Origin of the sequence: Bacillus sp. MYb209 (assembly GCF_002975175.1) — a bacterium.
In the GTDB taxonomy this organism is placed as follows: Bacteria; Bacillota; Bacilli; order Bacillales; family Bacillaceae_G; genus Bacillus_A.
The window spans coordinates 37863-48636 of record NZ_PCNZ01000028.1 but is presented as its reverse complement, the minus strand read 5'-3'; the positions used below and the strand labels follow the sequence as shown (position 1 = coordinate 48636).

The following is a 10774-nucleotide window of genomic DNA, read 5'->3' as shown; positions in this document are numbered from 1 at the left end:
TAATAGATCGAGGACTTAACCATATAATATGAAGCAAATGTTATCTAGTTTTGAAGGAATATACCTTCAATAGTTTGGTGATGATGGCAGAGAGGTCACACCCGTTCCCATACCGAACACGGAAGTTAAGCTCTCTAGCGCCGATGGTAGTTGGGACCTTGTCCCTGTGAGAGTAGGACGTCGCCAAGCAAGATAAAAACACAAGTCTTTTGACTTGTGTTTTTTTGTTTTTAAACAGTACACGAAAGAAGTAAAGGGAATACATAAGTAATACAAACACGTTGCCCAAGAGTAAATCATATTATATAAGAAATTGATGTATATTTTTCTGAAATTTGTTAAGGAATAGAGGTATATAATATGTTTATTTAAAAAGGGAGGAAAGATTATGAAATTAACAAGTGAAATTTGCATCGTTTGTGAGACAAAAAGAGGAGAAGGAATATATGTATATAATAATTTAATATGTTACGAGTGCGAAAGAAATCTGGTTAATACTGAGACAAATGACCCGAAGTATATACATTATTTAAAACAACTGCGAAAATTAGAAGTATCATATTTTTAAATAGGCATTATGCCTATTATTTTTTTTTCCCTAATATCTGTATAATAGATACAGAATGAATAATAAGGAAGAGATATATATGAATCAAAATCGTATGCCTTTATATGAGGCGTTAATGGAATTTAAAGAAAGGCAACTACTATCTTTTCATGTTCCGGGTCATAAGAATGGTTTAAACTTCCCTCAGAAAGCCTCAGGGGGGTTTAAGGACATATTATCGATTGATGTAACAGAGTTAACAGGATTAGATGATTTACATAGCCCGTTTGAATGTATAGATGAAGCACAGCAATTATTAGCTGAAGTATATGGCGTGCCCAAAAGTTATTTTTTAATTAATGGTTCAACAGTTGGAAATTTAGCAATGATTTTGTCTTGCTGCGGCGAACATGATATTGTCCTCGTACAAAGAAATTGTCATAAATCAATCATTAATGGTTTGAAATTAGTAGGGGCTAATCCGGTCTTTTTAAATCCATGGATTGATGAAGTACATAACGTACCAGTAGGTGTTCATGATGAAATTATTAAGGAGGCAATTACAAAGTATCCAAATGCAAAAGCACTTATTTTAACACATCCTAATTACTATGGTATGGGAATTGATTTAGAGGCAAGTATCGCTTACGCACATGCACATAAAATTCCTGTTCTAGTGGATGAAGCCCATGGGGCACATTTTTGTATAGGGGAGCCATTCCCGAAGTCAGCATTAGTTTATGGTGCGGATATTGTGGTTCATTCCGCACATAAAACATTACCTGCGATGACAATGGGATCTTATTTACATATAAATAGCCGTTTGGTGAGCGAAGAAAAAGTTTCCTCCTATTTAAGTATGCTACAATCTAGTAGCCCGTCGTATCCAATTATGGCTTCTCTTGATATAGCACGTTTTGCAATAGCAGTTATAAAGGAAGAGGGTCATGATGAAATCGTTGAGTTTTTACGCCGATTTAAAGAAGGATTGCGATCTATCCCACAAATATCCATTTTGCAATATCCATCGCAAGATGAATTAAAGGTTACGGTGCAAACTCGCTGTCAGTTATCGGGGTATGAATTACAGTCTGTATTTGAAAAGGTTGGTATATATACGGAAATGGCAGATCCATATAACGTCCTATTTATATTACCGTTACAAGTAAATGAGGAGTATATGAAAGCTATAGAGATAATTCGATTAGCTTTGCAGCAATATAAGGTAAAAGACAAGACAGCATCAATTCGTTATACTTATAAAGGGGAGATTTCCCCTTTACCGTATACGTATAAACAATTAGAGAGATACGAAACGAAGTTAGTATCTATAGAAGAAGCCGTTGGTATGATAGCTGCAGAAATGGTGATTCCGTATCCACCTGGAATTCCATTGATCATGTATGGAGAGAGAATTACTCAAGAACATACAAAGCAAATTACTCATTTAGAGAAAACAGGGGCTCGTTTTCAAGGTAGTACGAAATATATGAACGTGTATGATGTAGAAAGTAGGTTTTAGGATGAAGGGATTATTTGTAACAATTGAAGGGCCAGAAGGTTCGGGTAAAACAACATTAATTAAAAGTTTATTACCATATTTTGAGCAAAAGGAACAAAAGGTAATGGCGACGCGAGAACCGGGTGGTATTGCAATTTCTGAAGATATTAGAACAATTTTACATAAACAACAGTATACGATGATGGAAGCACGTACAGAGGCGCTCTTATATGCTGCTGCACGTAGACAACATTTAGTGGAAAAAGTTATGCCAGCACTTGAGGAAAACTATCTTGTACTATGTGATCGTTTTATAGATAGCTCTTTAGCGTATCAAGGATATGCAAGAGGCTTAGGTATGGATAAAGTATTTGAAATTAATCGTTTCGCAACGGAAGATTGTATGCCTAGTTTAACAATCTATTTAGATATTGAGCCGGAGGTAGGTTTAGCACGAATTGAAAAAGATGCAGGACGTGAAGTAAATCGACTAGATATGGAAGATATCTCTTTCCATAAACGTGTGCGTGAAGGCTATTTACAAGTTGTAGAGCGTTTCTCTAATCGCATTGTATTAGTAAATGCTGATCAACCAATGAAAAAACTTATAGAAGAAGTTGTTCAGATTATAGAAGATAAATTGTTATAATAGAAGGAAAGAATGAAATAAGTGAGGTATGCAGTATGATAAATACGTGGGAGCAGCTTTCTGCTATACAGCCCATCGGTGTCAAAATGTTGATGAATAGCATTGCAAAAGAGCGTATATCCCACGCTTACTTGTTAGAGGGAGGGAAAGGGACTGGGAAGTTCGCCACAGCAATTCAAATGGCAAAAAGTTTTCTCTGTTCAGGGAGAAATGGTGTAGAGCCTTGTCATGTATGTACGAATTGTTGCCGAATTGATTCAGGTAACTACCCAAACTTACATATTGTAAAACCAGATGGATTATCTATTAAAAAACAGCAAATTCATGATTTACAAGAAGAGTTTTCAAAAACAGGATTAGAAGCAAATAAAAAAGTATATATTATTGAGCATGCAGATCGTATGACAGCAAATGCAGCGAATACGCTCTTAAAGTTTTTAGAAGAACCAAGTAGTGATACAACAGCTATTTTACTTACTGAACAAAGTCATCAGATTTTAAATACAATCTTATCTCGTTGTCAAGTTGTTACGTTTAGGCCGTTGCCTACAGAATCTTTAATTAAGAGGTTAGAGGAAGAAGGTATTACAGTTTCTTTATCTACACTTGCTGCGCAGCTTACAAATAGTTTTGAAGAAGCTTTATTAATGTGTAATGATGAATGGTTTGCACAAGCGAGAGCTTTAGTGATAAAATTATGTGAAGCGCTCGAAAAAGATAAGGCCTCTATTTTTTTTGTACAAGAAAAATGGGGAAAGCACTTTGGAGAGAAAGAACAATTACAGCAAGGCTTAGATATGTTACTCCTTATTTATAAGGATTTATTATATGTTCAACTTGGAGAAGAAGATCGTCTTGTTTTTCATGAGCAGAAAGAGATGTTTGAATCCTTTTCTTATGCTCAGAAGCGCATTGTATCAGCTCTCTTTAATATATTAGAGGCAAAAAATAGAATCAACGCTAATGTAAATGCGCAGCTTGTGTTCGAACAGTTAGTGTTGCGGTTGCAGGAGGGATGACCGTTTTGTATGATGTAGTAGGTGTTCGCTTTAAGAAGGCCGGAAAGGTATATTACTTTGATCCAAATCAGTTCGATATCTCAGAAAATGAGTTTGTAATAGTAGAAACGGTAAGAGGTATTGAATATGGGAAAGTAGTTATTACCAAAAAGCAAGTTGATGAAAACGACGTTGTATTACCGCTTAAAAAAGTTATTCGTATTGCAAATGAAAATGATCGTACCATTGTTGAAGAGAATAGACATGCTGCGAAAGAAGCATATCAAGTTTGTCAACAAAAGGTAGGAGAACATAATCTTGATATGAAGCTTGTAGATGTAGAGTATACGTTCGATCGTAATAAGATTATTTTTTACTTTACTGCGGATGGTCGGATTGATTTCCGGGAACTAGTGAAAGACTTAGCGGCAATTTTTAGGACAAGAATTGAGCTGAGACAGATCGGCGTTCGTGACGAAGCAAAAATGCTTGGTGGTATTGGTCCATGTGGTCGTATGCTTTGTTGTTCTACTTTTTTAGGAGATTTTGAACCTGTATCCATTAAAATGGCAAAGGATCAAAATTTATCATTAAACCCTGCAAAAATCTCTGGTTTATGTGGTCGCTTAATGTGTTGCTTAAAATATGAGAATGATGAATATGAGGCAGCAAAGGAACAACTTCCTGATTTAGATCAACGTATACAAACACCGCAAGGTACTGGCCGTGTTATCGGATTAAATATTTTAGAAAGATTAATTCAAGTGGAACTAGTAGACAAGGAACGGATAGTAGAATATACGTTAGATGAATTAATTAATAAAGGGGTCGTTTCGAGTCAAACCACAGATTAATGAGGTGGGTGCTTGTGGAGAAAAAGGATATTTTTGCATCGGTTTCTAGTATGGAAGAGCAAATTGGACATTTATACAAACAGTTGGGAGAATTAAAACAACATCTTGCAGAATTATTGGAAGAAAACCAACATATAAAAATGGAAAATGAAAATTTGCGACATCGTTTTGAAGAAGTGCAGAACAAGGAAAAACAAAAAACTCAAAAACGCAAAGAAATGAAGGCGAAGACAGATATTGGTGAAGGCTACGATAACCTAGCGAGACTATATCAAGAAGGTTTTCATATTTGCAATCTACATTATGGAAGTGTACGTAAAGAGGGAGATTGTTTATTCTGTCTGTCATTTTTAAATAAAAAGTGAGATTACCTTTCCAATATAATTGGAAAGGTAATTTTTTATACATGAGAGTAGAATGAAATTTATTTTTACATTAATAGAGGATGAAATAGGGTAGGTTAAGTGTAAGAAAGGGAGCAATATATGAATTTATATGAAGATGAGCGTTTAGATTACTTATTAGCGCAAGATATGAAGATTGTACAAAGTCCATCAGTATTTAATTTTTCTTTGGATGCTGTTTTACTTGCAGATTTTGCTTGGGTGCCAATTCAAAAAGGTAATTTACTTGATTTGTGTACAGGTAACGCAGTTATCCCTCTTTTATTAAGTACAAGGACAAAAGGGAAAATTACAGGTGTAGAAATTCAAGAGCGCTTATATGATATGGGAATAAGAAGCGTTCAATATAATAATTTAGAAGAAAGAATTCATTTAATCCATGGAGATTTGAAAGATATGCCGGAGAAACTTGGACGTCATCAATATGATGTTGTAACATGTAATCCTCCTTATTTTCAAACACCACAAACTTCTGAGAAGAATATCAATGAACATTTAGCGATAGCTCGTCATGAAATTATGTGCACATTAGAGGATGTTGTATATGCAAGTAGCCAGTTAGTGAAACAGGGTGGGAAAGTAGCATTTGTACATCGTCCAGGTCGTTTGCTCGACATTGTCATATTAATGCGTAAATACAAAATCGAACCGAAACGTGTGCGATTTGTTTATCCTAAGGCTGGTAAAGAAGCGAATACGTTGTTAATTGAAGGAATTAAGGATGGGAATGCAGATTTAAAAATCTTACCACCTCTTTTTGTATATGAAGAAAACAACGAATATACAAAGGAGCTTCGTTCAATTTTATATGGAGAAGAATAAGCATTGTTTTTATGTGGTGGAGTGTTCTGATGGAAGTTATTATGCTGGATATACAAATCATATAGAAAAACGGATTCAGACCCATAATAGTGGAAAAGGTGCTAGATATACACGTGCTAGGCTTCCAGTTGTTTTAAAATATGTAGAGGATCATGAGGATAAACGAACGGCTATGCAAGCTGAATATCACTTTAAACGGTTAACGAGGAAACAAAAAGAAGAATATATGCAAAAAGGAGAACGCTATGTGGCAGCAAAAAAGCTTTCAGCAAAATGAAAAGGGAGTTTTATATTTAGTACCGACTCCAATCGGAAATTTAGAGGATATGACATTTCGTGCAATCCGAATTTTAAAAGAGGCAGATGTTATTGCTGCGGAAGATACAAGGCAAACGAAGAAGCTTTGTAATTACTTTGAAATTGAAACACCGGTTATGAGTTATCATGAGCATAATAAAGGAGTAAGTGGACGGAAAATTTTAGATAAGTTAGAAGAAGGTAAGACTGTAGCCATTGTGAGCGATGCTGGTATGCCATGTATTTCAGATCCTGGTTATGATATCGTTGTAGAGGCTGTAGCAGAACAATATCATGTTATCCCGCTTCCTGGGGCAAATGCAGCTCTTACAGCATTAATTGCATCAGGACTTGAGACAAAACATTTTTATTTCTATGGTTTCCTGCAAAGAAATAAAAAGGGACGTAAGCTTGAATTAGAAAAACTACGCTATATTCCGACTACAATGATGTTTTACGAGGCGCCACATCGTTTAGATGACACTTTAATCTCTATGCAAGAAGTATTAGGAAATAGGGAAATCGTATTATGTCGTGAGCTAACGAAAAAATTTGAAGAGTTTATTCGTGGAACAATTGAAGAAGCGATTGAGTGGACGAAGCAAAATGAAGTTCGTGGTGAGTTTTGTATTTTAGTAGCAGGTTCAACAGAAGAACCTACTCAAGAAGAACAATGGTGGGAGTCTATTTCAGTATATAATCATATTGAACATTATATAAATGAAAAAGGTATGAATTCAAAAGAAGCGATAAAAACAGTCGCTAAAGACCGAGATTTGTCGAAACGAGACGTATATCAAATCTATCATGTTGATAAAAAATAAGCTTCTCATAATTGAGAAGCTTATTTTGCTGTTTCGATATAATCTTGAAGTTCGTTTAAGACTTGTTCAGCGCCCTCTTTGCTTAAGATAATTTTACCCTCAGCTAAAGATAGGTTACCATCAGATACTTCACCAGTTACTTGGCAAGTCATGTTTGGTTTATATTTCTTTAAGATGATTTTTTCGTCATCAACGTAGATTTCAAGAGCATCCTTTTCTGCAATACCTAAAGTACGGCGTAATTCGATTGGAATTACTACACGACCTAATTCATCAACTTTACGAACGATACCAGTAGATTTCATATTTTGTTCCTCCTAATAGTTTATCAGTTTCGAGTCTATTTTTTTGATTCGTCATTTTTCGACAAAATACCCTATGGACATATGATACCAATCATTTACATTTCCGTCAATTCTTAAATTCTATATTTTTAAAAAAGATTTATAGATTTTTATACTTCTTATATATAATAGAATGTAAGTCATTTCTACAATTGTTTCGTATTATTCTTTTATAATGTTTATACCTTTCAGAAAAAAATATTGTATATTTTTTTGAATATGAGTAATAGATGATAAAGATATCGAGCATTAACTCGTTTTTATCCCGCATTAACGAGCAGTAATACTCCCGCTTCAAAATTTAGCCGGAGCAAAGAAGTTAAGTGGGAGATCAACTGCTCGTAACAGCCCGATTGGTGTGGGCTAATAATCCATGGGGGATGAACACCCCCCCCACGGATTAAAGTTTCACTTTATATGTGAGTTTTTGATATACTGTTTATAAATACATATGAGGTTATTCGGGAGGTCCAAAACGATGAAAGAGGAAAATAAGTCCTTTTATATTACTACCCCAATTTATTATCCAAGTGGAAAGTTACACATTGGACATGCTTATACGACAGTAGCAGGAGATGCGATGGCACGATATAAGCGTATGCAAGGATACAATGTTCATTATTTAACAGGAACTGATGAGCATGGGCAGAAGATCCAAAAGAAAGCAGAAGAACTAAATGTTACACCACAAGCATATGTGGATAACATTGTATCAGGGATTAAAGAACTTTGGGAGAAGATGGATATCTCTTATGATGATTTTATTCGTACAACTGAAGATCGTCATAAAGATGTTGTTGAGAAAATCTTCAAGCAGCTAGTAGATCAAGGCGATATTTATCTTGATGAATATGAAGGTTGGTATTCTGTACAAGATGAAACATTCTATACAGCGCATCAATTGGTAGATCCAATTATGGAAGGTGACAAAGTAGTTGGTGGAAAAAGCCCAGATAGTGGTCACGCTGTAGAACTTGTTCGCGAAGAATCTTATTTCTTTAGAATGGGTAAATATGTAGACCGACTATTAAAGTTCTATGAAGATAACCCTCATTTCATTCAGCCGGAGTCCCGTAAAAATGAAATGATTAATAACTTCATTAAACCAGGATTAGAAGATTTAGCTGTTTCTCGTACTTCATTTGACTGGGGAGTTCGTGTTCCAGGTAACCCAAAACACGTTATTTATGTATGGGTAGATGCGTTGTCTAATTACATTACTGCATTAGGATATGGAACAGAAAACGACGAGAAGTATAAAAAATTCTGGCCAGCAGATGTCCATTTAGTTGGGAAAGAAATCGTTCGTTTCCATACAATTTATTGGCCAATTATTTTAATGGCTTTAGATTTACCACTTCCGAAGAAAGTCTTTGCTCATGGCTGGATTTTAATGAAGGATGGAAAAATGAGTAAGTCAAAAGGAAACGTAGTAGATCCAGTTACACTAATTGATCGTTACGGATTAGATGCATTGCGTTACTACTTACTTCGCGAAGTTCCATTTGGATCTGATGGAGTATTCACACCAGAAGGATTTGTTGAACGAATCAACTTTGATTTAGCGAATGATTTAGGGAATTTATTAAATCGTACAGTAGCTATGATTGATAAATACTTTAACGGGGAAATCCCTGCATTTAAAGCAAATGTAACTGAGTTCGATGAAACGCTAGTGACATTTGCCAAAGATACATTGAAAAAAGTAGAAGAGGCAATGGAGAATATGGAATTCTCTGTGGCGCTAAGTTCCATTTGGCAATTAGTTAGCCGTACGAACAAATATATTGATGAAACGCAGCCGTGGGTATTAGCGAAGGATGAGAATGATCGTGAAAAACTTGCGTCTGTAATGGCCCACTTAGCTGAGGTACTTCGTCAAACAGGTATTATGCTTATGCCATTCCTAACAGTAGCACCAAGTAAGATGTTTGCTCAACTTGGACTTACTGAAGAGGCGCATAAATCTTGGGAAAGCCTATCTACAATTGGATGTATTCCAGCTGGAACAAAAGTAGAAAAAGGAAACCCTATTTTCCCTCGTTTGGAAATGGAAGTAGAAGTGGGGTATATTAAAGAACAAATGCAAGGTTCTGCTCCTAAAGTAGAAGAGAAAAAAGCAGAAGAACCAAAGGCAGAAGAAATTACAATTGATGATTTCTTTAAAGTAGAATTACGAGTAGCTGAAGTAATATCCGCTGAACCTGTGAAAAAAGCAGATAAGTTGTTAAAAATTCAGCTTGATTTAGGTACAGAGAAGCGTCAAGTGGTTTCTGGGATTGCTAAATTCTATTCTCCAGAAGAACTAAAAGGTAAAAAGGTTATTTGTGTAACGAATTTAAAACCTGTAAAATTACGTGGTGAATTATCACAAGGTATGATTTTAGCAGGTGAAGAGAATGGCGTATTGTCATTAGCATCAGTTGACCAAAATTTACCAAACGGTACAAAAATCAAGTAATTGAGACAAGAAAAGAGATGTTTCACGTGTAACATTGGTGAAGCGTCTTTTTTCTTTTTAAATTCCCTTTTTTTGCATTAAAATTGTAGTATTGTTATCGTTAAGTTAGAAAGAGTGTAGTTTTTCTATGAGAGAATTGATTTCAATATAAAAGGAGTTATTTATTATGTTGTTTGATACACATTCACATTTAAATGCAGAGCAATTTGAAGAAGATTTACAAGAAGTTATCGCGAGAATGAAAGAAGTGGGAGTTACATATACGGTTGTTGTTGGATTTGATGAAGTAACGATAAAGAAAGCAATTGAATTAGCAGAGGCTTATGATTTTATTTATGCTGCAGTTGGATGGCATCCCGTTGATGCAATCGACATGAAAGAAGAACATTTAGCTTGGTTAGAAGAATTAGCTGCCCACCCTAAAGTAGTTGCAATTGGAGAAATGGGATTAGATTATCACTGGGATAAGTCTCCAAAAGAAATACAAAAGGAAGTATTCCGTAAACAAATTGCATTAGCGAAAAAGGTGAAATTACCGATTATTATACATAACCGCGATGCAACTCAAGATATTGTTGATATCCTAGAGGAAGAGAATGCAGCTGAAGTAGGAGGCATTATGCATTGCTTTAGTGGTAGTGTAGAAGTAGCGCAGCGATGTGTCGATATGAACTTTTTAATTTCATTAGGTGGGCCAGTAACATTTAAAAATGCCAAGAAACCGAAAGAAGTTGCTATGGAGATTCCGTTAGAAAAATTATTGATAGAGACAGATTGTCCATATTTAACACCACATCCATTTCGAGGGAAACGAAATGAACCGAGTTATGTAAAACTGGTAGCAGAAGAAATTGCGAATTTAAAAGGAATTTCTTATGACGAAGTAGCAAAAATAACAACAAAGAATGCCAAAGCCTTATTTGGTGTTGAATAAAAAAGAATGGGGATTCCCATTCTTTTTTTGTTTTTTGAGAAGGGAGATAGTAGAAATGATAAGAACCCACTATTTACTCATAACATAAGTGTAGAAATATTGTGGATAAATTAAGATGGAGATAGAAGTGTTACAATAA

At 35.1% G+C, this 10774-nt stretch carries 12 protein-coding genes and 1 rRNA gene; 12 read left to right on the top strand and 1 reads right to left on the bottom strand.

The window, feature by feature from the left end; all coding sequences use genetic code 11:
• Positions 1–73: 73 nt before the first annotated feature.
• The 10 genes from rrf (at position 74) to rsmI (ending at position 6896) form a co-directional block, all read left to right on the top strand.
• Positions 74–189, top strand: a 5S ribosomal RNA gene (gene rrf, locus CQZ94_RS25655).
• A gap of 199 nt (positions 190–388) precedes the next feature.
• A complete protein-coding gene (locus CQZ94_RS25650) occupies positions 389–568 on the top strand; it encodes a sigma factor G inhibitor Gin (RefSeq protein ID WP_105587694.1) in 180 nt (59 codons plus the stop codon).
• Between the two features lie 79 nt (positions 569–647).
• Positions 648–2069 (top strand): aminotransferase class I/II-fold pyridoxal phosphate-dependent enzyme, encoded by a 1422-nt coding sequence (locus tag CQZ94_RS25645; RefSeq protein ID WP_105587692.1) that lies wholly within the window; start codon positions 648–650, stop codon positions 2067–2069.
• 1 nt (position 2070) lies between these two features.
• Positions 2071–2697 carry a dTMP kinase gene (gene tmk, locus CQZ94_RS25640; RefSeq protein ID WP_105587691.1) on the top strand — a complete coding sequence of 209 codons (627 nt, stop codon included), beginning with the start codon at positions 2071–2073 and terminating at the stop codon, positions 2695–2697.
• A 35-nt stretch (positions 2698–2732) separates the two neighbouring features.
• On the top strand, positions 2733–3716 hold the full coding sequence (holB, locus tag CQZ94_RS25635; RefSeq protein WP_105587689.1) for a DNA polymerase III subunit delta': 984 nt from the start codon (positions 2733–2735) through the stop codon (positions 3714–3716).
• Between the two features lie 5 nt (positions 3717–3721).
• Positions 3722–4549 carry a PSP1 domain-containing protein gene (locus CQZ94_RS25630; RefSeq protein ID WP_002144546.1) on the top strand — a complete coding sequence of 276 codons (828 nt, stop codon included), beginning with the start codon at positions 3722–3724 and terminating at the stop codon, positions 4547–4549.
• Between the two features lie 14 nt (positions 4550–4563).
• Positions 4564–4914, top strand: coding sequence for a DNA replication initiation control protein YabA (gene yabA / locus CQZ94_RS25625; RefSeq protein ID WP_002009639.1), 351 nt, complete (start codon positions 4564–4566; stop codon positions 4912–4914).
• A 120-nt stretch (positions 4915–5034) separates the two neighbouring features.
• The gene (locus CQZ94_RS25620) at positions 5035–5775 is read left to right on the top strand and encodes a tRNA1(Val) (adenine(37)-N6)-methyltransferase (RefSeq protein ID WP_105587688.1); all 741 of its coding nucleotides are present in this window, start codon (positions 5035–5037) and stop codon (positions 5773–5775) included.
• The gene (locus CQZ94_RS25615) at positions 5762–6052 is read left to right on the top strand and encodes a GIY-YIG nuclease family protein (protein ID WP_105587687.1); all 291 of its coding nucleotides are present in this window, start codon (positions 5762–5764) and stop codon (positions 6050–6052) included. Before CQZ94_RS25620 ends, CQZ94_RS25615 begins: the two co-directional genes overlap by 14 nt.
• Complete coding sequence (gene rsmI, locus CQZ94_RS25610; protein ID WP_105587685.1) at positions 6021–6896, top strand: 16S rRNA (cytidine(1402)-2'-O)-methyltransferase; 876 nt, start codon at positions 6021–6023, stop codon at positions 6894–6896. Before CQZ94_RS25615 ends, rsmI begins: the two co-directional genes overlap by 32 nt.
• A gap of 20 nt (positions 6897–6916) precedes the next feature.
• Here the strand turns inward: rsmI and CQZ94_RS25605 are convergent, their stop codons facing one another.
• Positions 6917–7201, bottom strand: a complete 285-nt coding sequence (locus tag CQZ94_RS25605) for a transition state genes transcriptional regulator AbrB (protein ID WP_000843037.1) — start codon at positions 7199–7201, stop codon at positions 6917–6919.
• Positions 7202–7691: 490 nt separating this feature from the next.
• Between CQZ94_RS25605 and metG the strand changes: the two genes are divergently transcribed.
• Both metG and CQZ94_RS25595 read left to right on the top strand, forming a co-directional pair.
• Positions 7692–9701 carry a methionine--tRNA ligase gene (metG, locus tag CQZ94_RS25600; RefSeq protein ID WP_105587683.1) on the top strand — a complete coding sequence of 670 codons (2010 nt, stop codon included), beginning with the start codon at positions 7692–7694 and terminating at the stop codon, positions 9699–9701.
• Between the two features lie 166 nt (positions 9702–9867).
• Positions 9868–10635, top strand: coding sequence for a TatD family hydrolase (locus CQZ94_RS25595; RefSeq protein WP_105587682.1), 768 nt, complete (start codon positions 9868–9870; stop codon positions 10633–10635).
• The last annotated feature ends 139 nt before the right edge of the window (positions 10636–10774 follow it).